The sequence below is a fragment of the Gordonia jinghuaiqii genome (assembly GCF_014041935.1).
GTDB classification, from domain to species: Bacteria; Actinomycetota; Actinomycetes; order Mycobacteriales; family Mycobacteriaceae; genus Gordonia; species Gordonia jinghuaiqii.
Genome location: NZ_CP059491.1, coordinates 3096749 through 3121171, shown reverse-complemented (window position 1 = coordinate 3121171; position 24423 = coordinate 3096749). Strand labels below are relative to the sequence as shown.

Genomic DNA, 24423 nt, shown 5'->3' with positions numbered 1-24423 from the left:
CACACTCGTCGCGACACTCCTGATGCTGCTGTTTCCGGCCTCACTGGCAGCGTGCGCGCCGACCGGTGACGGACTGACCCGCACCGAGGCGATGGTCAACGGGCAGAACACCCTGAGCATCTGGGACGCGGACCGGACCACACGCGGTGTGGTCGTCTTCTTCCACGGCCTGGACAGAGACGAATCCATCCTCGGGCTGGACGAGCCCCATCGTGCGCTCGTCCGCGCGCTCTGTGACGCGGGCTATGTGGTCGTGGCCGGCCGCGCCGGTGGAAACGCATACGGCAACAGCGAATCCCAACGCGATTACGCTGAGCTCGCGATTCGGGCGGCCGATCAACACCGCGTGTCGGATGTGTTCTTCCTCGGCGAGTCCATGGGCACGGTCGCCGCGGTCAACCTGATGGCGAAGCGACCTGATCTACGTCCGCGCGGCCTGGCGGCCATCGGCCCGGCGCTCAACCTCGACGCCGCCGAAGGTGACTACCGCACGAGTCTGGCCGGGGTCAACTCCGATCCGGCGGGAACCGATCCGATGAAACTGCCCGTCGAATCACTGGCCGGCCAGAACTTCCGCTTCTACGTGAGCCCGGGGGACACACTGGTACCGACGTCGACCAACGCAACCGAGTTCCGGGCGCGCTTCGGGGCGGCCGCGAACGTATCCCTCGTCGAATGCTCCGGGGCGCATCTCGATCCGTCGTGCATCAATGGAGAGGACGTGGTGTCGTGGTTCGACAACCTCGCGCAGTGGTGATCGACCCGTCGGTACACGATGCCGCGGCGTTGCAGCCCGACCGCGTCGCCACTTCCTCGGCCGGCCCGTTCGACCGACCGACGTTGTCGGTCGTGATCTGCTGTTACACCGAACGGCGCCGAGCTCAGCTCGAGGCGGCGATCACGGCCACCACCGCGCAGCTGGGTCCGGCCGACGAGCTCATCATCGTCGTCGATCACAACCCGGACCTGCTGACCGACCTCCTCGCGTCCCATCCCGATGTCGTCGTGTGCGCCAACACCGGCACACGCGGACTCTCCGACGCACGTAACACCGGCACCGCCAGGGCGACGGGGACGACGGTGGTCTTCCTCGACGACGATGCGTGCCCGGCACCGGACGCACTCGCCGCGGTACGCGCGCGACTCCGCGACGCGTCGGTCATCGCGATGGGCGGAGCTGTTGCGGCGCAATGGGAATCATCCGCTCCAGCCTGGTTTCCCGAAGAATTCGGCTGGGTCGTCGGATGTGATTACCGCGGCCTCCCCGACAACGGAGCCGAGATCCGCAACCCCATCGGGGCGGCGATGGCTGTCCGCCGCGACGCCCTGGACGAGGTCGGGGGCTTCTCCGCGGACCTCGGACGACGCGGCACCCTCCCGGCCGGCTGTGAGGAAACGCTGATGGGCATCGCGCTCCGCCGACGCTATCCCGACCACGTCATCGTGCGAGACACGTCGTTTCGCGTCTCACATGCCGTGCCCGACGACCGGCGCCGGTTCGACTACTTCGCCCGCCGGTGTTACCACGAGGGACGATCCAAGGCGGTGTTGTCCGGACTCGCCGGCGCCGGCAGCGCGCTGGCAAGCGAACGCCGTTACACCGCACAGGTGTTGCCGGCGGGCGTCTGGCGGCATCGTCGCTCACCGGCACGCGTCGGTGCACTGATCGCCGGACTGCTGCTGACCTGCGCCGGCTACGCATCCGGTCTCCTGGCACCGAAGGTGCGACCATGAGGCGGCTCGTCCACCTGTGCGTGATCTCGGCGATGGCCGTCACGGCGTGTAACGCGTCCATCGGTCACGCGGAACCCGACCGCGGGCCGAGCGTGATCTATGTCGACGAATTCGATGGCCCGGCACGGAAACCGAGCAGCCCGTGGCGACCTGTCACCGGTGGTGGCGGCTGGGGTAACGACGAAGACCAGGTGTACACCGACTCATTCGCCAACGTACGTGTGGACGGCAAGGGGCACCTGGCGATCACGGTCCGGCGTCACAAGGGGCGATACACCTCGGCTCGTATCTCCACGAAAGGCAAGCTGTCGGTCACCTATGGCCGGGTCAGCGCACGGATCGCGGTACCGGCGGGAACCGGTCTGCACCCGGCGTTCTGGATGCTCGGTGACGACATCGACGAGGTCGGGTGGCCGGCATCAGGTGAGATCGACATCATCGAGACACTCAATCAGGCACCCGAGTACCACATCGGGGTCCATGTGCCACGGGACTCGGCCGAAGGACGACAGGCGGTCTCGGTGTCGGGTGTTCCGCGATCACCGCTGGCATGGAAGTTCCACACGTACTGGGTGAACAAGCTGCCGGACCGGATCGAGGGCGGCATCGACGATCAGACGCTGTTCGTCGCCCACCGCGGTGATCTGGCGGCAGACGCGCACTGGGTGTTCGACAAGCCGTTCCATCTCCTGTTGAACGTCGCCGTCGGCGGCCGCTGGCCCGGGCCGACCGACGCGACGACCCCGGCCAAGGCCACCATGCTCGTCGACTGGGTGCGGGTGATCGCACCGTGAACACACCTGCACCCGCAGACGGTGTCTGCGAATCAGATGGATCCCCCGCGACCTTGTCTGTCGAGCCGGCATCGACGCCGAATACGTCGTTGGAGTGGCCGATGCGCGCCGTTTGGATAATCTGTCGCAGTGGGTGACGACATCTGCCGATGCGGTCACGACCGATCGGCCCATCAGCATCATCGGACCGGCACCGACTGTGCGCTGTGCGCCGCGGGTTCGTGTCCGCGATATCGGCCGGACACGCGACTTCGCCGCGTCCTGGACCGGTTGTCCGGACGTGGGGGCGCTGGTTCCCGATCGGCGTAGGAGGACACCGGTCCTCGGAAACGCCTGGACGCCAGAACGCCCGGACGCCAGAACGCCTGGACGCCAGAACGCCTGGACGCCAGAACGCCCGGACCCAGAACGCCCGGACCCAGAACGCCCGGACCCAGAACGCCCGCGCCACAGAACGCCCGGAGAGCAGCGGATCGCGACGATCAGCAGGCGCGACCGGCGAGGATGTGATCGGTTCCGGCGTCGGAGTCCCAGCGTCTGAGTGCCACGAACGTGCCGGTGGGTTCGGCGCGTAGGTCGAGCACCTCGAGTGCGCGCGCGAGCTGAACCCCGTCCAGGCGCCGCGCGAGGGTGACATGTGGGGTCCATCGTCCGGGACGTGTGTGGGCGAGCATCGATTCGGGCGTGTCCGGGCCGATGTGGCCGTCGGCGACACGGGTGACCCGGGCGTGCATCGAGATGAGTCCGGCGGACGGGACGACCAGTCTCGACAGCGTGACGCGGCCTCTGTTGGAGAACAGCACGGGAGCACCCAGGCGCATGGAGATCGGCAATGTCATCGCGGCCGGGACGAGTGCGGCGTCGACGCCGGGATCGATGGACGACGCGGCGACCAGGGTGACGTGCGGGCGGTTGGTGGTGGACACCACCGAGCCCTGGTGGGGGAGCCCGGCGCCGGCCAATGCGGCCCACTCGTCGCGAACGTGCTGGTCGGCGGCCTCGTCGAGAAGGAGTTCGAGTGAATGCGCCACCAGCGCGTCCTCTCTTGTGGACGGTATTTGCCCAGCACATCGGTACTGGAGTACGCTTTCTCACGCGCGTGTGCCCGATGACGCGCGGTGCGCACATGCCTGATCGGAGACCTCTGATCGATGGCCGTGTGCGATCCACAGCTTTGAAGAATCGTACCTACTACACACCTGTCCGGAGCAACTCAACATATGTCGTCCCCCACGATCACCTCGCCGCAAGTAGCCATCAATGACATTGGCACTGCCGAGGACTTTCTCGCCGCCATCGACTCCACGATCAAGTACTTCAACGATGGCGACATCGTCGAAGGCACCATCGTCAAGGTCGATCGGGACGAGGTTCTGCTCGACATCGGTTACAAGACCGAAGGCGTCATCCCTTCTCGCGAACTGTCGATCAAGCACGACGTCGACCCCAATGAGGTCGTCAACGTCGGTGACGAGGTCGAGGCTCTGGTCCTCACCAAGGAGGACAAAGAAGGTCGTCTGATCCTCTCCAAGAAGCGTGCGCAGTACGAGCGGGCTTGGGGCACCATCGAGGAGCTCAAGGAGAAGGACGAGGCCGTCAAGGGCACCGTCATCGAGGTCGTCAAGGGCGGCCTGATCCTGGACATCGGCCTGCGAGGCTTCCTCCCGGCATCGCTGGTGGAGATGCGTCGCGTCCGCGATCTGCAGCCGTACATCGGCAAGGAGATCGAAGCCAAGATCATCGAGCTCGACAAGAACCGCAACAACGTGGTCCTGTCGCGCCGTGCATGGCTCGAGCAGACCCAGTCCGAGGTCCGCAGCGAGTTCCTGCACCAGCTGCAGAAGGGCCAGGTCCGCAAGGGCGTCGTGTCCTCGATCGTCAACTTCGGTGCGTTCGTCGATCTCGGCGGCGTCGACGGACTGGTCCACGTCTCCGAGCTGTCCTGGAAGCACATCGATCACCCGTCCGAGGTCGTCGCTGTCGGCGACGAGGTCACCGTCGAGGTCCTCGACGTCGATCTGGACCGCGAGCGCGTGTCGCTGTCGCTCAAGGCCACCCAGGAAGACCCGTGGCGTCAGTTCGCCCGCACCCATGCCATCGGCCAGATCGTGCCCGGCAAGGTCACCAAGCTGGTGCCGTTCGGTGCGTTCGTCCGCGTCGACGAGGGCATCGAGGGTCTGGTCCACATCTCCGAGCTGGCCGAGCGCCACGTCGAGGTGCCGGATCAGGTTGTCGCCGTCGGTGACGACGCGATGGTCAAGGTCATCGACATCGATCTCGAGCGTCGTCGTATCTCGCTGAGCCTCAAGCAGGCCAACGAGGACTACACCGAAGAGTTCGACCCGTCGAAGTACGGCATGGCCGACAGCTACGACGAGCAGGGCAACTACATCTTCCCCGAGGGCTTCGACGCCGACACCAACGAGTGGCTCGAAGGCTTCGAGAAGCAGCGTGAGGCATGGGAGGCCCGGTACGCCGAGGCCGAGCGTCGCCACAAGATGCACACTGCCCAGATGGAGAAGTTCGCTGCTGCCGCAGCAGAGGCCGCCAACGCCCCGACCGACTACTCGTCGGCCACGGAGAGCCGCGGAGCCTCGACGACCAGCAGCTCGGCCGGCGCCCCGTCCACCGGTGGTGGATCGCTGGCCAGCGACGAGCAGCTCGCCGCACTGCGCGAGAAGCTCTCGGGCAACGCCTGACAGTAGTTCCGCTCACTGAGCAGACAAGAGCCCTCCCGGGAAACCGGGAGGGCTCTTCTCGTGTATGCGTGTCCTCTAGCCGGGCGGTCGAACCGAGTAGTAGTCCCGGACGTCGACCGAGGTCATCGGAACCCATCGAACCGGTGGGCCGGCGACGTCGGCCGCGGCGGCCTCGTCGGGAGAGCCGAAGTCGCGCACCCGTAACGCGAGGGCGGGGTCGCGATCGACGGCGGCGGCAGTCGCGTACAGGGTGGCGAGGATGTGCACACAGCGGTCGCCGCGCGCGCGGCACGAACAGTCGGCGACGTCGAGCGCCGGTGGTGACCAGTCGCCGGAGACCACCGCCCGTCGGTGTGTGTCCTCGGAGGGCTCCGCCGACGATCCGACGAGTTCACGCAGCACCGCGGCCGCCGCGGACGTCATCGCATCGAACTCGAGGTGGACGACCGACGCCTCGCCCCCGCGCTGGACCAGCCCCGTCACACTCCGACCGTCGAAGGTCAGGGTGACACCCCCGTTGCGCGCGATGCTGCGGGCTCGGGGAGCCAGCGCGTTGGGTGTGCGAGCCGAGAGCGGCTCGGCGAGCCGGACCACGTCTGCGCCCCACCTGCTGTAGCCGAATTCTGCTGGTGCCGTCGTCATCCGGCCTCCCGATTGCGCCGAAGGATGTCGATGAGCCGATCGTCGCCGAGTGTCGTGAGGGCGGTGATCGCGGACGTGTCGTCGCCGTGCTCGCGGTGCGCGCTCAGCGTCGACTTGCGGCGCTGGAGATCGTCGATGTGTTCCTCGAGCGTGGTCGCTGTGGTGAGAGTGGTGACGGTGACCGGACGCTCCTGCCCGATGCGATGAACCCGATCCGAGGCCTGCGCCTCCACGGCAGGGTTCCACCAGCGGTCGAAGTGGATCACATCGCAGGCGCGGGTGAGTGTGAGTCCGACGCCACCGGCCTTGAGGCTCATCACCATCACCTCGGCGGTACGGCCCGCCTGGAAATCGGCCACGAGATCGTTGCGGCGCAGCGCAGACAGTCCGCCGTGGAAATACGGGACCTCGCGGTCCACCACGTCCGCCAGATGGCGGACCAGGAGCTCGCCGGTCTGCCGGTATTGGGTGAACACCAGGGTGGGGGAGTCGGTCCGGACGTTCTCGGCGACGATGTCCGCGCATACGTCGAGCTTGCCCGAACGCCCGCCGAGGTCGGTGGTGTCGCCGGTGACCAACCCGGGGTGGTTGCAGATCTGTTTCAGCCGGGTCAGCGTCGCGAGAATTCGACCGTGTCTCTCGAATCCGACACCGAAGCCCGTGTCCTCGATCTCCGCCAGGTGGGCATCGTAGAGGTCTGCCTGCTCGGCGGTGAGATCAACCAGGACAGGGTTGTGGATCTTGGGTGGGAGCGCGGTGGCCACCCGGGACTTCGTGCGCGCCAGCATCACCGGGGACACGGCGACTCTCAGTCGTTGCAGGGCAGCGGTGTCGCCGTCGTCGACCGCCCGCGTGAAGCGGCGTCGGAAGACGGCCCTGTGCGGAAAGAGCTGTGGTGCCACCACCCGAAGGATCGCCCACAGCTCGTCGAGGCTGTTCTCGATCGGCGTGCCGGTCAGGGCGATTCGCGCACGGGCATCGAGTCCCCGCGCCGCTCGGGAGACCTGGGTGCGGTGATTCTTCAGCGCCTGCGCCTCGTCGAAGACCACTGTCGTCCATGTCCGGTCGTTCACCGCGTCGTTGTCCAGGCGCAGGCGGGCGTAGGAGATCACCGTCACCGAACCGGCGACAGCGGGCGCGCCGGCGACTGGGCCGGTATGGACGACGAGCGTCGGCGCGAAGCGGGCCATCTCGTGCGCCCAGTTGCTCACCAGGCTGGTCGGACACACGACGAGTTGCGGTCCCTGCGCGGCGCGCAACGCGAGGACCCCGATCGCCTGGAGGGTCTTGCCCAGGCCCATCTCGTCGGCGAGTAGCGCGCCCCCCGTTGTCTCGGCCGTGTTCGCCAGCCAGGAGATTCCGCGAATCTGGTACGGGCGCAGCATCGCGTCGATCGATTCGCCCATCCGATTCGCGGTGGCGAGACAGTCCAGAAGCGCGCCGCGGGCGAAGTCGGCGGTCGTCACCGCCGTGCCGGTCGGGTCGACCTCGGCGTGGCCGGCCAGGGGGAGAGGTGTGTCGGGCTGTCCGTCGAGCACCTTCTGCCATGTCCGTACGGAGTCCGCGGTGCTGTCGATCCCGGAGACGTCGGCCGCCTCGATCAGATCACAGGCCACCTCCCGGACGCCGAGTCCGCGGCCGTCCGGAACCGCGATGCGGCACGTCGCGGTGCGTGTCTCGGCGTCGAGGTCATGTGAGGACCAGACGGCGAACTGGTGCAGGTCGGGCAGATACGTGGCTTGGGTGGGCAGCTCGGCTCCTGACTTGGTACGGTGTGCGGATCAGTACTCAGTACACCGTACGGGAATGAGGATTCGATGTCGACCGCTGACGATGCCCGTGCCTTGGTGAGGTTGCTCTGGCGGGCAGAGGTGGAGGCAGGGGGTGACGCGGCGTCTCCGGCCGCTCCTCGTCGCGGCCCGAGGCAGCGCGTCACCGTCGACGAGATCGTCGGGGTCGCCGTCGACATCGCCGACGCCCGCGGCCTGGCGGCGGTGTCCATGCGTGCACTCGCCACCGAGCTCGGGATGGGGCCGATGAGTCTGTACACCTACGTGCCCTCGAGGGATGTGCTGGTGGCGCTCATGGTCGACCGGGTGGCCGCCGATGCGCCGATGCCGGTTCGATCGACAACCGCCATCGACTCGTTGGACGGTGTTGCGCGCGCCCTGCGAGCCGAGTATCTGGCGCACCCCTGGCTCCTCGATGCCTCGTCGTGGCGTCAGGTCCTGGGGCCGCACCGACTCCGGAGATACGAACTGCAGCTCGAGATCCTGGAGGGTCTGGACATCTCGGACCTGGAGCGCGACAACATCATTGCCCTTGTCTCCTCGTTCGTGACCGGAAATGCTCGCGACGCGTTGAGTGCTCGCTCGGCGGTTGCCGACAGCGGGCTCAGTGACGAACGGTGGTGGGAGGTCGTCGGCCCGGAGTTGAGCTCGGTGATGCCGGCGGATGCCTTCCCGCTGTCGGGTCGGGTGGGTACCGCGGTCGGTGAGCATCACCAGGCGCCCGGCGCGCCCGACGACGCCTTCGAATTCGGGCTGGCCCGTGTGCTGTACGGCTTGAGGCCGCTCGTGGGTGAATCGTGACGATCGGCTGCGTCAACCATGGTGGTGGCACCGATCCATTCGTTGTTGACAATAATTTTCATTAAGAGCTTGACTGTCCTGGTGTATCCACAACGGACAAACCTGACCCGGTCACTGGCGGTCCTCCTCGCCGCATCCTTCACCCTGGTCGCGTGCGGAACGGCGGAGTCGGCGAAGCCGGCCCCCGCGTCGAGCTCGTCGACCGAGCCTGTCGAGCGGCAGAGCGCGACACCGCGTCTCGCTCTGAGCTATGACGGCGGAATCCTGGTTCTCGACGCCGCCTCGCTGGAGCAGGTCGCCGACCTCCCGACCGAAGGTTTCATCAGGCTCAACAGCGCGGGCAACGGTCGCAATGTGTTCGTGTCGGAATCCGGCGGGTTCCGCGTGCTCGACATGGGCACCTGGACGCGTCAGCACGGCGACCACGGACACCACTACACGTCGGCACCGGCGCTCACCGACATGACGTTCGGCGGCGCGGAGCCGGGCCACGTCGTGCCCCACGACTCCCGCATCGCACTGTTCAGCGACGGCACCGGCGAGGTCGATATCGTCGAGCCGGCAGAACTGTTGCGCGGCAAGGCCGTATCCACCTCGTTCACCGTGCCCGAACCCCACCACGGTGTGGCGGTGTTCCGAGAGGACGGGACCGTGGTGGTGACCGTCGGCGACGAGGACACTCGCAGCGGCGTCGCCATCCTCGGCAAGGACCGCAAGGAGATCGTCCGCAACGATCAGTGCCCCGGAGTCCACGGCGAGGCGGCCGCTGCCGACGGAGCGCTCACCTTCGGCTGTCAGGACGGCATCCTGGTGGTCAGCGGCAACGAGATCCGCAAGGTCGACAGCCCGGACGACTACGGCCGGATCGGGAACCAGGCCGGCACCGACGAGTCCCCGATCGTCCTCGGTGACTACAAGACCGATCGCGAGGCCGGCTCCGGCGACAACGAGATCGAACGCCCCGATCGCTTCACGCTCACCGACACCCGCACCGGTCGGCTGCGCGTCGTGCCGTTCGATTCCAGCTACAGCTTCCGGTCGATCGAACGCGGACCCGGCGGATCGGCGGTGATTCTCGCGACGGACGGCGCGCTGCACGTCTTCGACGCCACGACCGCCGCGCGCACCGCGAGAATCCCGGTCGTCGGGGCCTGGACCGAACCCGACGAGTGGCAGTCGCCGATGCCCAACGTCGTGGTCCTTGGCGACATCGCCTACGTCACGGACCCGGCCGCGAAGAAGATCGTCGCGGTCGACCTGACGACCGAGGAGCAGGTCGGCGAGGCGACGCTGCCGCACCGGACCGTCGAGCTGGCCGCGGTCACCGGCTGAGACCTCCGCGGCCGGGGTTCGCCTGCGCCCCGGTGAACATGAGGCGGGCGTGTTTGCCACACTGGTGGGCGTGATCAGGCTGGGACTCACCGGTGGCATCGGCGCCGGCAAATCGACCGTGGCAAAGACCTTCGTCGAACGGGGCGCCTACATCATCGACGCGGACAAGATCGCGCGCGAGGTGGTGGAGCCGGGATCGCCGGGCCTGGCCGGGCTGGTGGAGGCCTTCGGTTCCGACATCCTCACCGAGGACGGGAGTCTCGATCGGCCCGCTCTCGCGGCCAAGGCCTTCGTGGACGACGAGTCGCGCGGGCGGCTCAATGCCGTCACCCACCCGCTGATCGGGGCGCGCACGCAGGAGCTGCTCGACGCGGCTCCGGCGGACGCCATTGTGGTGCAGGACATCCCATTGCTCGTGGAGAACCATACGGCGCCCTTCTTCCATCTCGTCGTCATCGTGTTCGCCGATGCGGACGTGCGGCTGCATCGCCTGACGACCATGCGCGGCGTCGGCGAGGCGGACGCCCGCGCGCGCATCGCGGCGCAGGCCACCGACGAGCAACGGCGCGCGGTCGCCGACGTCTGGCTCGACAACTCGGGCGAACCGGAGGCCCTGGCGGTGGCCGCGGCCCGGGTCTGGGACGAGCGCCTGGTCCCGCTGGAGGCCAACGTCCGGGCACGGCGGGTCGCCGAGCCGGTGCCCGAACTCCTTGCCGCGGAACCTAATCCCGACGGGCCTTCGGCGCGGCTTGTCAACCGGCTGTGGGCCCTGTCGGGAGAGCGGGCCACCGCGGTGGACGTCACCGATGCCGCATCGGTCGAGTTGCGGATCACCGCGCGCGACGCCGACGCGGCCGCCGAACTGACCGATCGGCTGGCCGACGGGGGCTTCGCACCGACCGGTCCGGGCGTCTACGGCTCCTGTGATCCCGGCCGGCCGGCCACGGTGCGGGTCGCCACCAACTGACCGGCAACCAAGCCACCCTGCGCCGGAAACTGACTACGAATGTTTCCAAATTGGGGGCATCGTCCACCGCCCGCTGCTAGCTTGTGACTCGCACACCCCTTCGGGAGATGTGATCTGACAACGGAGTCGACGAGGAGCGGAGTCGCACCCATGATCGGTCGGAGAAATCGGTATCGGATGAGGATCGCCTGTGGGGCAGTGGCTTTCACTGCGTCGGCGGTTGCCGGGGCGGGTATGGCGGGGCCCGCCGGCGCGGCGTTGCAGGGCATCGCGGTCGACACCCAGGCGGGTTACGGCTCGTCGGCGACCGGGTCGACGAACTACGGCACCTATGGCGCCGGATGCGCCTACGAGCTCTCGGTCATCGTCGGGGACCCCGGGTCCGCGAAGTCGAACCTCGAGGTCACCTCGTCAGGCAACGGCAGGACGGTCACGATCTACGACCAGAAGCCGAAGACCGTTGAGGTCACACCGATCTGGCGCCCGTCGGCGCCCGGCCGGTACGTCCTCACCGCGACGCTCGACGGGGTCACCAAGACGCGCAGCGTGAACGTCGGCAGTGGCGTACAGTTCCCCGAATTCGTGCGTAACGGAGCCTGTTTCGTGTTGCCGACCTACTGACCGGAGCGCGGTGCCCGGCTGCCGGGGGCGTCGCTGTCGCTGCTGTCGTGGTCGTGGTCGTGAAACCGAACCTGCCCGCCGGCGGCGGCGTCGAGCCAGGACTGTACGTCGTGATGCTGTTCGGCGGCTCCGACGAGCGCGCGGGACGCGATGTCGAACGCGCGGACACACCGCGACGTGTCGAGCAGACCGATCCGGTGTGCCTCGAGGATCTCGTCGACGTCGATGAGCTCGAGCGGGCGGCCGGGAACGTCGACGAGGTCGAGGTACCAGTCCTCGGCGTGCCAGCGGTCGTCGGGATCGGGGCCCCAGAACTCGCCGATGTCCAGATACAGCCGCTGGCCGGTGCGGTGGCCGTCGACGAAGTGGAAGATGTTGGCCCGGAGACCGAGCGCGGGCAGCAGCCAGGACTCGAGGTGGTCGAAGCGGGGATGACCCGGCGCGGGGCGTGACATGTAGAGGCCGTGATCGGTGACCCGGTACTCGTCGACCTCCCGCACGAATCCCTTGTTGTCGGTGTTCGTCATCGCCGGGACGTCGAAGATCTCCCGCTTGGGAGGGTGGACGCCGTGCGCCCCGCCGCGTGTCATGGGAGAGAATGTAGCGATCGGGGCCGACGATCGTCTGTACAACGACTCCGGGTGTGTCCCGTCACCTCCGCGCGGCGCTCGGGAACACCGGTGTCATAGGCCGCGTTTACCCTGGCACTATGGCTTTTGCAGCAGAACATCCGGTCATCGCGCACTCCGAGTTCCGCCCGGTCGGGGAGATCGAGCGCACCGGACGCGAATTCAAGGTCGTCAGCGAGTACGAACCCGCTGGTGACCAGCCTGCCGCCATCAAGGACCTCACCAAACGTCTCGAGGCCGGCGAGAAGGACATCGTGCTCCTCGGTGCCACCGGTACCGGTAAGTCCGCGACCACGGCGTGGCTGATCGAGCAGGTCCAGCGGCCCACCCTGGTGATGGCCCCCAACAAGACCCTGGCCGCACAGCTCGCCAACGAACTGCGCGAGATGCTGCCCAACAATGCCGTCGAGTACTTCGTCTCGTACTACGACTACTACCAACCCGAGGCGTACATCGCCCAGACCGACACCTATATCGAGAAGGACTCGTCGATCAACGACGACGTGGAACGCCTCCGCCACTCGGCGACCTCGAATCTGCTCTCTCGGCGTGACGTCGTCGTGGTCGCGTCGGTCTCGTGCATCTACGGTCTCGGTACCCCGCAGTCCTATCTCGATCGTTCCGTCGAACTCGGGGTCGGGCAGAACATCGACCGCGACGCGTTGCTGCGCCTCCTGGTCGACGTGCAGTACTCCCGCAACGACACCGCGTTCACGCGGGGCAGCTTCCGCGTGCGCGGCGACACCGTCGAGATCATCCCGTCCTATGAGGAACTCGCCGTTCGCATCGAGTTCTTCGGCGACGAGGTCGAGTCGCTGTACTACCTGCATCCACTCACCGGCGACGTCGTGCGCCAGGTCGACTCGCTGCGCATCTTCCCGGCCACCCACTACGTGGCCGGGCCGGAGCGGATGGAGAAGGCGATGGCGAGCATCGAGCAGGAGCTCGAGGACCGGCTCGCCGACCTCGAGGGCAAGGGCAAACTGCTCGAGGCCCAGCGCCTCCGGATGCGCACCACCTATGACCTGGAGATGATGCGGCAGGTCGGGTTCTGCTCGGGCATCGAGAACTACTCGCGCCACATCGACGGCCGTGCCCCGGGCAGCGCGCCGGCCACGCTCATCGACTACTTCCCGGACGACTTCCTCCTGGTCATCGACGAGTCGCATGTGACCGTGCCGCAGATCGGCGGCATGTACGAGGGCGACATGTCGCGCAAACGCAATCTCGTCGAATACGGGTTCCGGCTGCCCTCGGCCGTCGACAACCGGCCTCTCACCTGGGACGAGTTCGTCGATCGCATCGGGCAGACCGTGTACCTCTCGGCCACCCCGGGACCCTACGAACTCGGCCAGTCCAACGGTGAGTTCGTCGAGCAGGTCATCCGCCCGACCGGCCTCGTCGACCCCCAGGTCGTCGTCAAACCGACGAAGGGCCAGATCGACGACCTGGTCCACGAGATCCGTCTGCGCACCGAACGCGACGAACGTGTCCTCGTCACCACGCTGACGAAGAAGATGTCGGAGGATCTCACCGACTACCTCCTCGAGCTCGGTATCAGGGTGCGTTATCTGCATTCCGAGGTCGACACCCTGCGTCGTGTCGAACTGCTGCGGCAGCTGCGGTCGGGTGACTACGACGTCCTCGTCGGCATCAACCTGCTCCGCGAGGGCCTCGACCTCCCGGAGGTGTCGCTGGTCGCGATCCTCGACGCCGACAAGGAGGGCTTCCTGCGGAGCACCACCTCGCTGATCCAGACGATCGGTCGTGCCGCTCGTAACGTGTCGGGCGAGGTGCACATGTACGCGGACAAGATCACCGACTCGATGCGCAACGCCATCGACGAGACCGAGCGTCGCCGCGAGAAGCAGATCGCCTACAACAAGGAACGCGGCATCGATCCGAAGCCGTTGCGCAAGAAGATCGCCGACATCCTCGATCAGGTGTACCGCGAGGCCGAGGACGAAGCGGTGGCCGTCGGCGGGTCGGGACGCAACGCCAGCCGGGGGCGCCGGGCGCAGGGCGAGGTGTCCAAGGCCGGGAGTGCCGGCGTCATCGAGAAGCGCGATGTGTCGACGATGCCGCGCGCCGAACTCGCCGATCTCGTGTCGCAGCTGACCGACCAGATGATGAACGCGGCGCGCGACCTGCAGTTCGAGCTCGCGGGCCGACTCCGGGACGAGATCGCCGATCTGAAGAAGGAACTGCGTGGAATGGACGCAGCGGGTATCAAGTAGCGTCCTGACCTGCGATGTCTGCGCGCCGCCCGCCTTGTGGGAGTGTGCCGATCGCCACGATCGGCGGACAGACATGCCCGTGGCAAACTAGTGTCCCGGTGCAAGACCCCTGCACTATGGGGATATGCGGTGACGCCTCGCTGATGGGCAGCGAGGCGAATTCATGTCGGAGGTTGGGATGAGCTCTTACGAAACCATCGTTGTCGGGACCGACGGCTCCGAGTCGTCGTTGAAGGCGGTGGAACGTGCTGGGGCACTGGCGGGTGAAGCGGCGCAACTGGTGATCGCGTGCGCCTACTTCCCCAACGAGCGAGGTGCCGGGGACGCGGCGGACATCCTCAAGGACGAGGCGTACCAGGTCACCGGATCCACACCCACCGAGGAGATCCTGCGTACCGCCAAGGAGCGTGCCACCAAGGCCGGAGCGAAGACGATCGTGCAACGCCCGGTCAAGGGCGCTCCGGTCGAGGCGTTGCTGCAGCTGGTGTCCGACGTCAAGGCCGACCTGCTGGTCGTGGGCAACCGCGGCCTGAACTCGATCGCGGGCCGCCTACTCGGGTCCGTGCCTGCCGACGTCGCGCGCAAGTCGGCCTGCGACGTGCTGATCGTGCACACCACCGGCTAGATCCACCTCGCCGCGGGAGAGCCCACGGTCACAAGGTGTCCCCGGCTCAGCGGGGTGCCGGGAATGCCCCGGCACGTCCGAGGAGTGCGGGGACATTCTTGTCCAGGGCCTTGCCCAGCCATTCCGCGGCGGCGATCAGCGCCGACATGTCCACGCCCGTGACGATGTCCGAGCGGTCGAGCGCGTAGAGCAGGTCCTCGGAAGCGATGTTCCCGGTCGCGGCCGGCGCGAACGGGCAGCCGCCGAATCCTCCGATGCTGGAATCGAGCGCGTGTGCCCCCATCTCCAGGGCGGCAAGCGCGTTCGCGTACCCGGTGTTGCGGGTGTTGTGGAAATGCCAGCGCTGCGGGATGCCCGGCGCCCGTGCGGTCGTGAGCTCGGCGAGGGTGCGCACCTGTGCGGGGACGCCGACGCCGATGGTGTCCGCGAGGGCGATCTCGTCAGGTGCGGCACCGTCGGTCAGGCGGGCGACGATCTCCGAGATGCGGTCCGGGTCGACCTCTCCGGTGAACGGGCAGCCGAAGGAGACCGCGATCGTCACGGTCGTCGCCAGTCCGGCCGCGCGCGCATCGCCGACCACGTCGACCGCCGCGGCGATGCCCTCGTCCACGCTGCATCCCTGATTCCGCCTGCTGAACTCCTCGGTGGCCACGACCACAACGTTCACCTCATCGACCGCGGCGTCGAGCGCGCGGTCGAGGCCGCGACGGTTGAGCACGAGACCGATGTAGGAGACCCCGTCCACGCGCGGCACCCGAGACATGACCTCCTCGGCGCCGGCCATCTGCGGCACGCGCTTGGGGTTGACGAAGCTGACGGCCTCGACGCGCCGGACTCCGGCTTCCACGCTCCGGGTGATCAGTTCGACCTTGTCGTCCACCGACAGGAGCTTCTGCTCGTTCTGGAGTCCGTCACGCGGGCCGACCTCGATCAACTGCACGTTCGTCATGGGTCAATCTTGCCCCGCCGGGCGGGGTGGCCGCGCCCGGGTCGGGGGCGTCGGATCCCGTGTCGGTCGAACGACCGAACCTCAACTGCGACATGTCGGGTTCGGTGGTGCGGATGTGAAAGAAATCGATTCAAGTTACTCATGTGCCCGCATTTGGCGCGATAGGGCAACGAAGGTGTCACGGTCCCCAAATCACTTGGCTGATGGGCTGTATCACTTTCGCCGGCCGGAGCGACGTAACGCGTATGATTCGTGGCTGTTCGACGAACGGCTCGGGGGAGCGCGTTGAGACGTCTTCGTCGAGCGAACACAAGCGCCGAAACCGACGTCGGACGAGGCATGGATGACAACGCGTCCCGCAGGGGTGGGACATCGAAGAACGGCAACCGGGGACTTCCGGCGACGCCGGCTGGGGGAGAACTGCTCGACCTCACCGCGGCGCAGCGCGCCATGTGGTTCGCCGAGAACCTCGACGACGACCACTCTGTCACCGTTGCCCACTACATCGACATCGTCGACGACGGCCGCCCCTTCGACCGGGAACTCTTCCGCCAGGGCGTGATCGAGGGTTCTCGCGGTCTCCAGACCGCCTACACCCGTCTCACCGAGGTCGACGGGGCCCCGATGCAGTACATCGACGAGTCGATCCCGTTCGACGTCGTCGACGTCGACTTACGGGCCGAGCCGGATCCCCTGGCCGCGGCCGCTGAGTGGATGCGCGCCGATCACCAGAGTCCGGTGGATCTGCTCCACGACCCGGTCGCGGTCGCGGCCTTCATCCGCGTCGCCGACGATCGCACCTACTGGTACATGCGTGGCCATCACATCGCGTTCGACGGGTACGGAGCCCTGGTCGGTCTGCACGAGGCCGTCGCGCGATACAACGCCGGCCTGCGAGGTGCCGCCCATGTGCCGCCGCGCCGCGCGACGCTCGCCGAGGTGATCGCCGACGACGCCGCCTACCGGCAGAGCGCCCGCCAGGAGAAGGATCGCGACTTCTGGACCGCGCGTGCGGCAGATCTTCCGGAGCGGGTCACCCTCGCGACGCACCCGGCGAGCACCGGCATCCACAACGAGACGGTCGTCTCAGCCGGCATGCTCGGCGCCGAACTCGACCAGACCCTGCGTCGATGTGCCAAGGACCTCGACGCCTCGGTGGCTGCGGTACTCACCGCCGCCTTCGCCGCCTTCCTGGCGAGGATGTCCGGTGGTGACGACATCGTGCTCAGCCTTCCGGTGACGGCACGCACGACCGCCCGGGTCAGGCACTCGGCGGGCATGGTCTCCAATATGCTGCCGCTGCGGATCGACGGGGTCGCCGCGGCGACGTGCGCCGATGTGGTCGCCGCGGTCACCAGGGAGATCACCGTGGGGCTGCGGCATCAGCGGTATCGGTCCGAGGACATCCGGGCCGCAGCAGGTTTCGGCGACGCCGCGGGCACCTCGTTCGGTCCGCTGGTCAACCTTCTCCTGTTCGACAAGCCGATCATCATCGACGGCGCCCGCGTCAGCTATCACATGCTGTCGGCGGGCATGGTCGAGGACCTGGTGATGAATGTGTTCGCGGCCGGCCCGGGAGCGCCGCTCGAAGTGGGTCTGCACGCGAATCCGGCCCTGTACGACACGACCGAACTGGAGACACACCGCCGTCGGCTGCTGCACGTCCTGGAACAGTTCGTCCTCCATCCGGATCGGCAGATCGCGGACCTGGACCTGCTGATGCCGGGGGAGCAGTCGGAGCTGGACCGGCTGGGCGCCGGGGAGCCGGCGGCCGGGGTCGTGGGCGAACACATCCTCGCCGCCGTCGATCGGCAGGTCGCCGCGACACCGGACGCGCCCGCACTGGTCTTCGGCGACGCGTCCATGACCTACCTCGAGTTCGCACGCGCCTGCGACGGGCTGGCGGACATCTTCGCCGCGGCCGGCGTCGGTGTCGGCGACCGGGTCATCGTGGCGCTCGACCGGTCGTTCGCACAGGTCTGCGCCGCCCATGCCGTCATCGGACTCGGCGCGGCCTACGTCCCGGTCGATCCCGCCGAACCCGGCGACCGGCGCGACGCCATCGCCGCGATCGTCGACCCGGTCCTGGTCGTCGACGACCGGTTCCTCGCCGCCCATGAAATCGACGTCCGCGGAATCGACGACGCGACACCGGCATCCGCCGCCATGGACGCGACGCCTCGCATCGCACGGTGCGAGCCGCTCCCGCACCAGGCCGCCTACGTGATCTTCACCTCGGGGTCGACCGGTGTCCCCAAGGGTGTCGAGATCGATCACGCAGCTCTCGAACACCGGCTGGCGTGGATGCAGCGCGACCATCCCATCGACGCTGCCGACGCCGTACTGCACAAGACCCCGGCGACTTTTGACGTGTCGGTGTGGGAGTTGTTCTGGCCGTTGCGTACCGGCGCGCGGATGGTGATCGCCGAGCCCGGCGGACACCGCGATCCCGCCTACCTTCGTGCCCTCATCGACGCCGCGCGCGTCACCGTCCTGCACTTCGTGCCGTCGATGCTCGACGCATACCTCGACGTCGTCGTCGGTGCCGAGACCGATGTGCGTTCCGACGAGACACATCCCGGCGCGGCTGCTGCCGGCGTGATCGCGCTACCGGACCATGTGCGGTGGGTGTTCGCCTCGGGGGAGGCGCTGTCGGCGACACTGGCCCGGCGACTGCGGGAGGCGTCGTCGGCGCAGCTGGTCAACCTCTACGGTCCGACCGAGGCCGCGATCGACGTGACCGCCCACCGGGTCACCGGGGACGGACCGGTCGTCCCGATCGGCCGGCCGGTGCCGGGTACCGGACTGCGCGTACTCGATACGCGGTTGCGGCCGGTCCCTCAGGGTGTCGCGGGGGAGCTCCATCTCGCCGGTCCGCAGCTGGCCGGCTGCTACATCGGTGCGGCGCAGCAGACCTCGGCCCGCTTCGTGGCCGATCCGCTGGGCAGCGGTGGTGCACGGATGTATCGCACCGGTGACCTGGTCCGGTGGACCGCGCGGGGCGAGCTGGAGTATCTCGGACGAACCGACCAGCAGATCAAGATCCGCGGCCAGCGAGTGGAACTCGGGGAGGTCGAGGCGGTGATCGCGGCCATGCCGGGTATCGCCGCGGTGGTCGTCGTGGCACGCCGCGACCTCGGGCCGGCGCCGGTACTCGTCGCCTACGTCCGCGTTCACCCGGACGCCGGTCCGGGCAAGCCGGGGACGCGTGGCCCGGACGATCCCGAATCCGTTCGCGCCCACTGCCGCCGCCGGCTTCCCGGTCACATGGTTCCACTCGCGGCGGTGTTCCTGGATTCCTTCCCGACGACCCGGTCGGGCAAGCTCGATCAGCGGGCGCTGCCGGCGCCGGAGTTCACCACCGGGGCGTCGACGTACCGCGAGCCGAGCACACCCGCGGAGGAGGCCGTCGTCGCCCTTGTCGCGCAGGCACTGGGCCGTGAGCGCGTCAGCGTGACCGACAATCTGTTCGCGCTGGGCGGTGACTCGCTCCTCGCCGCGCGAATGGTGTCCCGGGCGCGGATCGGTCACGGGCTGACGATCGCGCTCACGGATGTCTTCGACAGCGACGACCTCGCCGACCTCGCCTCTCGGGCCGTGTTCACCGGCGCCGATGCAACTGTTGGCCGCGTTCGCGGTCCGGTACCGCGACCCGCGCGAATCCCGTTGTCCCAGGCGCAGACCCGGCTCTGGTTCATCAACAGGATGTCGCCGACGGAATCCACCTACAACATGTCCGGTGCTCTCCGCCTGACTCATGCGGTCGATCCCGACGTGCTGCGTGCGGCCGTCCTCGACGTCGTGGACCGGCACGAGATCCTGCGCACGGTGTTCCCGGTGGTCGACGGCGAACCCGAGCAGCGCATCCTCGACACGCACACCGCCGCGAAGACACTCGGCGCCGATGTCGTGACGGTGTCACCCGCGGGCGTCGACAGCCGGGCCCGCCTGGATGACGCCGTCTCGGCGGTCACCGAGGTGGGATTCGATCTCGCCGAGGAGATCGGGTTCCGCTACCGCCTGATCACCGGTGATCCCGACGGTGACGTGGTGGTGTTGGTCCTGCATCACATCGCCGCCGACGGGCACTCGCTGCGGCCGCTGCTCCGCGACCTGATGACCGCCTACGACACCAGGCGCGCAGGTGAGGAACCCGCCTTCACCCCGCTGCCGTTGCAGTACGCCGATGTGGCGATCGAGCGTGCCGCGACATTGGGGACCCCTGAGGAGCCGTCGGAGGCGCTCGCGGAGGGCTTGGAGTTCTGGCGTACCGAGCTGCAGGGCGCACCCGACCTGCTGCAGCTACCCACCGATCGTCCGCGGCCGCGGGTGATCTCGAGCGGGGGCGCCCACGTCGACTCCGTCCTCGACGCGGAGCTCACCGCGCGGATACGGGTGCTGGCGCAGTCGCTGTCGGTCACGCCGTTCGCGGTCTTTCAGTCGGCCCTGGCGATCACTCTCGGCCGGCTCGCCTCGACCGACGACGTGAGCATCGGCACCGCGGTCGCCGGCCGCGACGACCCTGCCGTGGCCGACCTGGTCGGGATGTTCGTCAACACCGTCGTGCTGCGCACGCCCATCCGTCCGGCGGAGACGGTGCGCGAGCTCGTCACCGCGGCCCACCGTCGCTGCGCGCGGGCGATGAGCCACGCCGACGTGCCGTTCGAGCGCGTCGTCGACGCCGTGGCGCCGCACCGCTCGCCGTCGCACTCGCCGCTGTTCCAGGTCGCGTTGACCGTGCAGCCGGATCAGCTCGCCGCGCTGTCGCATTGGACCGGTTCTGCCGAGGTCCTCGATGCCCGGGTGCCCTCGGCGAAGTATGACCTCACGGTCTCGGTGACCGATCGTGCCGAGGACTATGCGGTCGAATTCGCCTATGCCACAGATCTCTTCGACGCGGAAACGGTGCAGGACCTGGCCGGTTACCTGCGTCGGGTGCTGACGCAGATGGTCGCCGGACCCGACCGGGCCACGGCGTCGCTCGACCTGCTCGAACCCGCGATGGTGCGTGCCCTCACCGAACCCCCTCGGGGTGTACAGCGTGAGTCCACGCTCGCCGACCTGATCGCCGCGGGCATCGCCGCCGCCGACCCGGCCTCGGCGGCACTGACCGGGGCGGGCACGCTCAACTGGTCGGAGCTGTCGACCGCGACCCATCAGATCGCGCGTGTCCTCATCGACCGCGGGCTCGGGCCCGGCGACGTCGTCGCCGTGAGCATTCCGCGGTCTCCCCGGTCCGTTCTCGCGCTGCTCGGGGTGGCGATGAGCGGAGCCGCGTTCGTCATGGTCGATCCACGGCTGCCGGCTGCGCGGCGTGCCGCGATGCTGGCCGACAGCGGCGCATGCCTGGTGATCAGCGTCGGTTCGGTCCCGACGCACACCGGGCACGACGCCGGGGCACAGGGGCGCACGCCCGGCCACTCGACCGTGGAGGAATGGCACCTCGACGACCTCGAAGCCGAACTCAGCATCGCCGGACGCCCGACGCATCCCGTGTCCGACGACGAGCGCGTTCGTCCGATGTACATCGACGACCTCGCGTATCTCCTGTTCACCTCGGGTTCGACCGGACGGCCCAAGGCTGCGGCGGTGACCCACGCCGGGCTGGCCGAGATGGTCGCCGAGCAGCAGAGGCTGCTCGGTGTGACCTCGGCGTCGCGCGTACTGCACGTCGCCGCACCGGGTTTCGACGTCGCGGTGTGGGAGATCGTCCTCGCGGTCTGCGCGAGTGCCGAGTTGGTGATCAGCCCGCCGGAGGTGTTCGCCGGTCCGGAACTCGAGACGGTCATCGCCCGGCATCGGGTCACCCATGCCATCGCCACCCCGACCGCACTGGCCACGGTCGAACCGTCGGCTGTTCCCGACGTGGAAGTGATGATGACCGCGGGGGAGGCGTGCCCGCCCGAGCTCGTGACGCGGTGGGACGCGGGTGGGCGGCCGTTGCTGAACCTGTACGGCCCCACCGAGACCACCATCTGGGTGACCACCTCGGCGCCGCTTCGGTCGAATCGGCCGATCACCATCGGCGGACCGATCTCCGGGGCCGGGATCAAGGTCCTCGATGCGGGTCTGCGTCCGGTGCCGCCCGGAGTCATCGGCGAGCTGTACCTGTCGGGCCGGGTGCTCGGGCGTGGCTATCACGGACGTCCCGATCAGTCCGCCACCCGGTTCGTCGCGGACCCGTTCGACGCCGGCGCGCGCATGTACCGCACCGGCGACCTGGTCAGCCTGACCCGGTCGAATGAGCTGATCTATCACGGGCGCAACGACTTCCAGATCAAGATCCGCGGCATGCGGGTGGAGCCGGGTGAGGTCGACGGGGTCCTCGTCACCCATCCCGACGTCGAGAACGCGGTGAGCGTCGGTGCACTGACCCCGGCGGGCGACACGGTTCTGGTGTCCTATGTGACCGCGGTGGCCGGCCGCGCGCCCGCTCCCGAGGACATCCTCGACCACGCCGTCGCGCGTCTGCCCGGGCATCTCGTGCCGCACACGGTTCAGGTGCTCGACGCGCTGCCGGTGACACGAACCGGGAAGGTCGATCGTCGAGCCCTGCCCGCGGTCGAGATCTCGCCGGCGCGCGAGTACGTCGCGCCGCGAAGCCGTCTCGAGGCGGTGGTCGCACAGATCTTCGCCGATGTGCTCGGGCTGCGAGAGGTCAGCGTGCACGACGGCTTCTTCGAACTCGGCGGCAGCTCGCTCTCGGCGACCAAGGTGACCTACCGCGTCGAGCAGCACATCGGACAACGCGTCGCGCTCGCGCTCCTGTTCGAGAACCCGACGGTCGCGAGCTTCGTGGCGGCGGTCGGCAACAGCGACGCGGCGGGCGTCGGACGGATGCTGACGCCGCGCGACCGCAAGCACATGGTGGAGCTCACCGGTGTCCAGCGCGGCCTGTGGTCTCTCAATCAGATCGACCCGTCGTCGTCGGCCTACAACATCGGGCTCACCCTCGACCTCGAGGGCAGGCTCGACGTCGCGGCGCTGACCGGGGCCGTGGGCGACATCGTCGCCCGCCACGAGTCCCTGCGAACCCGCTATCCCGTGCACGAGGGGGTTCCGGTGCAGATCGTGCTCCCGGCCGCGGAGGCGTTGCGCCGCTTCGGGGTCGACGTGATCGACATCAGCGTGACCGGGGACGCGACCGATGAGCGCGTCGAGGACGAGATCGCCGCCGTCGTCGAGCCCGGCTTCGACCTGACCGACAGCCCCGCCGTCCGCGCCGCCGTTCTCCGGTTGCGTCCGGAACGGCATCTGCTGGTGTTCGTCGTCCACCACATCAACGCCGACGGTGAGTCCCTCGGGGCGCTGGCCCGGGACCTGACCGAGGCCTACGCGGCACGGATCTCCGGACACACCGGTACCGCGTCGACCATCGCCCGTCCGTTGCGGGTTCAGTTCGCCGACTACGCGATCTGGCATGCCGAGCGACTGCAGGCGCAGGGGCCGGACGGGGCGACCGAAGAGCAACGTCAACTCGAGTACTGGCAGCACCGGCTGGGCACGGTGCGCGAGGTGGCGACGCTCGCGTCGGACCGGCCCCGGCCCGCCGAGCCGCGCCACCTCGGTGGCGTCGTAGACCTGACCATCCCGTCGTCGACCGCGACGATCCTGCGACAGATCGCCCGCGTCAACAACACCACCCAGTTCGTGGTGATGCATGCGGCACTCGCGGTGCTGATCGGACGTCTGTCGGGAACCGACGACGTCGTGATCGGCACTCCGTTCGCCGGTCGCGACGATCCGGCACTGGCCGACATGGTGGGCATGCTGGCGACGACCGTTCCGCTGCGTACGACGCTGCGGCTCGACGAGTCGTTCGACGATCTGCTCCGCCGCGTGCGCACCGACGACTTCGCCGACCTCGGCAACAGCGATGTGTCCTTCGACCAGATAGTCGACCACCTCACCCGTACGGGGTCAGGCGCCGCACGCCGAGGCCGTCACAATCCGCTGTTCTCGGTGATGCTCTCGTATCAGAACCTCCGATTGCCCGAGGTGGAACTCGAAGGGCTGCATGTTCGTCCGCGCCCGCCGGCATCGTTTCCCGCCAAAGTCGATCTGGAACTGATGCTGTACCCGGGGGACCTCGACGGCATCGACCGCGACGGCGCGCTCGGCGGCCAGATCGCCTACGACACCGACCTGTTCGATCACGCGACCGTGGAGAAGGTCGCCGAACGCTACCGGACGCTGCTGGCCGACATCGCGGCGCGTCCCGGTACCGCGGTGGGTGACCTCGCGATCTGGACCGGTGGCGAGTCGTCGTCGGCTGCCACCGACCCGGCCGGGGCGCATCCCCCGCTCCACGAGATCGTGTCGCGTGTCGCCGCATCGGCACCCGAGGCGGTCATCGGTGTCCCCGGCGCCCCGGAGGTGACCTTCGCCGACCTGGAGGCGACCGCGGTCGCGATGTCGATCTCGGTCCCCGACGAAGACCCCGCGGAAGCGCTGACGATCGCCGTGGCCACTCTGCTCGCCGACGCCGACCGCACGATCGACGAGGTCTTCGACTCTGTGCGGGCCGCCGCCGAAGCGGTAATGCAGGGCGCGGGCTCGCGCAATCGAGTGGGACCCGCGTGACGTCGGACACCTCGACTCCG

The 24423-nt window shown here is 68.3% G+C and carries 16 protein-coding genes; 11 read left to right on the top strand and 5 right to left on the bottom strand.

The annotated features are described in order from the left end of the window. The first annotated feature begins 22 nt into the window (after positions 1 to 22). The 3 genes from H1R19_RS13825 to H1R19_RS13815 are packed head-to-tail and all read left to right on the top strand — an operon-like array spanning position 23 to position 2528. Positions 23 to 757, top strand: a complete 735-nt coding sequence (locus tag H1R19_RS13825; protein ID WP_244970704.1) for an alpha/beta hydrolase — start codon at positions 23 to 25, stop codon at positions 755 to 757. Then, a complete protein-coding gene (locus tag H1R19_RS13820) occupies positions 730 to 1734 on the top strand; it encodes a glycosyltransferase family 2 protein (protein WP_308258779.1) in 1005 nt (334 codons plus the stop codon). Before H1R19_RS13825 ends, H1R19_RS13820 begins: the two co-directional genes overlap by 28 nt. Then, the gene (locus H1R19_RS13815; RefSeq protein WP_188327965.1) at positions 1731 to 2528 is read left to right on the top strand and encodes a glycoside hydrolase family 16 protein; all 798 of its coding nucleotides are present in this window, start codon (positions 1731 to 1733) and stop codon (positions 2526 to 2528) included. Before H1R19_RS13820 ends, H1R19_RS13815 begins: the two co-directional genes overlap by 4 nt. Positions 2529 to 3010: 482 nt before the next feature. Here H1R19_RS13815 and H1R19_RS13810 read toward each other — a convergent pair whose 3' ends face one another. Then, complete coding sequence (locus H1R19_RS13810; protein WP_188327966.1) at positions 3011 to 3559, bottom strand: 2'-5' RNA ligase family protein; 549 nt, start codon at positions 3557 to 3559, stop codon at positions 3011 to 3013. A 189-nt stretch (positions 3560 to 3748) separates the two neighbouring features. On the opposite strand from H1R19_RS13810, the gene rpsA reads away from it, so the two are divergent. Beyond that, entirely contained in the window at positions 3749 to 5227 is a 1479-nt protein-coding gene (gene rpsA, locus H1R19_RS13805) for a 30S ribosomal protein S1 (RefSeq protein WP_188327967.1), read from the top strand. Positions 5228 to 5302: 75 nt separating this feature from the next. Here rpsA and H1R19_RS13800 read toward each other — a convergent pair whose 3' ends face one another. Further along, entirely contained in the window at positions 5303 to 5869 is a 567-nt protein-coding gene (locus H1R19_RS13800) for an SWIM zinc finger family protein (protein ID WP_188327968.1), read from the bottom strand. After that, a complete protein-coding gene (locus H1R19_RS13795; RefSeq protein ID WP_244970703.1) occupies positions 5866 to 7485 on the bottom strand; it encodes a DEAD/DEAH box helicase in 1620 nt (539 codons plus the stop codon). The genes H1R19_RS13800 and H1R19_RS13795 overlap by 4 nt, the downstream gene beginning before the upstream one ends. A 201-nt stretch (positions 7486 to 7686) precedes the next feature. Here H1R19_RS13795 and H1R19_RS13790 point away from each other — a divergent pair, with 201 nt between their 5' ends. From H1R19_RS13790 to H1R19_RS13775, 4 genes are all read left to right on the top strand, one after another. Beyond that, positions 7687 to 8460 carry a TetR/AcrR family transcriptional regulator C-terminal domain-containing protein gene (locus tag H1R19_RS13790; protein ID WP_219849324.1) on the top strand — a complete coding sequence of 258 codons (774 nt, stop codon included), beginning with the start codon at positions 7687 to 7689 and terminating at the stop codon, positions 8458 to 8460. Positions 8461 to 8541: 81 nt separating this feature from the next. Next, positions 8542 to 9792 (top strand): zinc metallochaperone AztD, encoded by a 1251-nt coding sequence (gene aztD / locus H1R19_RS13785; protein ID WP_219851671.1) that lies wholly within the window; start codon positions 8542 to 8544, stop codon positions 9790 to 9792. Positions 9793 to 9862: 70 nt separating this feature from the next. Beyond that, positions 9863 to 10759: a dephospho-CoA kinase gene (gene coaE, locus H1R19_RS13780; RefSeq protein WP_188328060.1), complete on the top strand. Its 897-nt coding sequence runs from the start codon at positions 9863 to 9865 to the stop codon at positions 10757 to 10759. 198 nt (positions 10760 to 10957) lie between these two features. Next, positions 10958 to 11380 (top strand): hypothetical protein, encoded by a 423-nt coding sequence (locus H1R19_RS13775; RefSeq protein ID WP_308258780.1) that lies wholly within the window; start codon positions 10958 to 10960, stop codon positions 11378 to 11380. Here H1R19_RS13775 and H1R19_RS13770 read toward each other — a convergent pair. Beyond that, the gene (locus H1R19_RS13770; RefSeq protein ID WP_219849323.1) at positions 11374 to 11970 is read right to left on the bottom strand and encodes a ribonuclease FAU-1 family protein; all 597 of its coding nucleotides are present in this window, start codon (positions 11968 to 11970) and stop codon (positions 11374 to 11376) included. The two genes, H1R19_RS13775 and H1R19_RS13770, sit on opposite strands and share 7 nt — an antisense overlap. A gap of 119 nt (positions 11971 to 12089) precedes the next feature. On the opposite strand from H1R19_RS13770, the gene uvrB reads away from it, so the two are divergent. Together uvrB and H1R19_RS13760 are read left to right on the top strand one after the other, a co-directional pair. After that, entirely contained in the window at positions 12090 to 14246 is a 2157-nt protein-coding gene (uvrB, locus tag H1R19_RS13765; RefSeq protein WP_219849322.1) for an excinuclease ABC subunit UvrB, read from the top strand. 178 nt (positions 14247 to 14424) lie between these two features. Continuing rightward, the gene (locus tag H1R19_RS13760) at positions 14425 to 14871 is read left to right on the top strand and encodes a universal stress protein (RefSeq protein WP_188327972.1); all 447 of its coding nucleotides are present in this window, start codon (positions 14425 to 14427) and stop codon (positions 14869 to 14871) included. 46 nt (positions 14872 to 14917) lie between these two features. Here the strand turns inward: H1R19_RS13760 and H1R19_RS13755 are convergent, their stop codons facing one another. After that, on the bottom strand, positions 14918 to 15820 hold the full coding sequence (locus H1R19_RS13755) for a hydroxymethylglutaryl-CoA lyase (RefSeq protein WP_219849321.1): 903 nt from the start codon (positions 15818 to 15820) through the stop codon (positions 14918 to 14920). A gap of 339 nt (positions 15821 to 16159) precedes the next feature. On the opposite strand from H1R19_RS13755, the gene H1R19_RS13750 reads away from it, so the two are divergent. Beyond that, positions 16160 to 24403 (top strand): amino acid adenylation domain-containing protein, encoded by an 8244-nt coding sequence (locus H1R19_RS13750; protein WP_219849320.1) that lies wholly within the window; start codon positions 16160 to 16162, stop codon positions 24401 to 24403. Positions 24404 to 24423 lie beyond the last annotated feature (20 nt).

Excerpts from the sequence above, each read along its gene's own strand:
- H1R19_RS13750 (WP_219849320.1), top strand. The coding sequence starts at position 16,160 with ATGGATGACAACGCGTCCCGCAGGGGTGGGACATCGAAGAACGGCAAC.
- H1R19_RS13790 (WP_219849324.1), top strand. The coding sequence starts at position 7,687 with ATGTCGACCGCTGACGATGCCCGTGCCTTGGTGAGGTTGCTCTGGCGG.
- rpsA (WP_188327967.1), top strand. The coding sequence starts at position 3,749 with ATGTCGTCCCCCACGATCACCTCGCCGCAAGTAGCCATCAATGACATT.
- H1R19_RS13755 (WP_219849321.1), bottom strand. The coding sequence starts at position 15,820 with ATGACGAACGTGCAGTTGATCGAGGTCGGCCCGCGTGACGGACTCCAG.
- H1R19_RS13815 (WP_188327965.1), top strand. The coding sequence starts at position 1,731 with ATGAGGCGGCTCGTCCACCTGTGCGTGATCTCGGCGATGGCCGTCACG.
- uvrB (WP_219849322.1), top strand. The coding sequence starts at position 12,090 with ATGGCTTTTGCAGCAGAACATCCGGTCATCGCGCACTCCGAGTTCCGC.
- H1R19_RS13760 (WP_188327972.1), top strand. The coding sequence starts at position 14,425 with ATGAGCTCTTACGAAACCATCGTTGTCGGGACCGACGGCTCCGAGTCG.
- H1R19_RS13800 (WP_188327968.1), bottom strand. The coding sequence starts at position 5,869 with ATGACGACGGCACCAGCAGAATTCGGCTACAGCAGGTGGGGCGCAGAC.
- H1R19_RS13770 (WP_219849323.1), bottom strand. The coding sequence starts at position 11,970 with ATGACACGCGGCGGGGCGCACGGCGTCCACCCTCCCAAGCGGGAGATC.
- H1R19_RS13825 (WP_244970704.1), top strand. The coding sequence starts at position 23 with ATGCTGCTGTTTCCGGCCTCACTGGCAGCGTGCGCGCCGACCGGTGAC.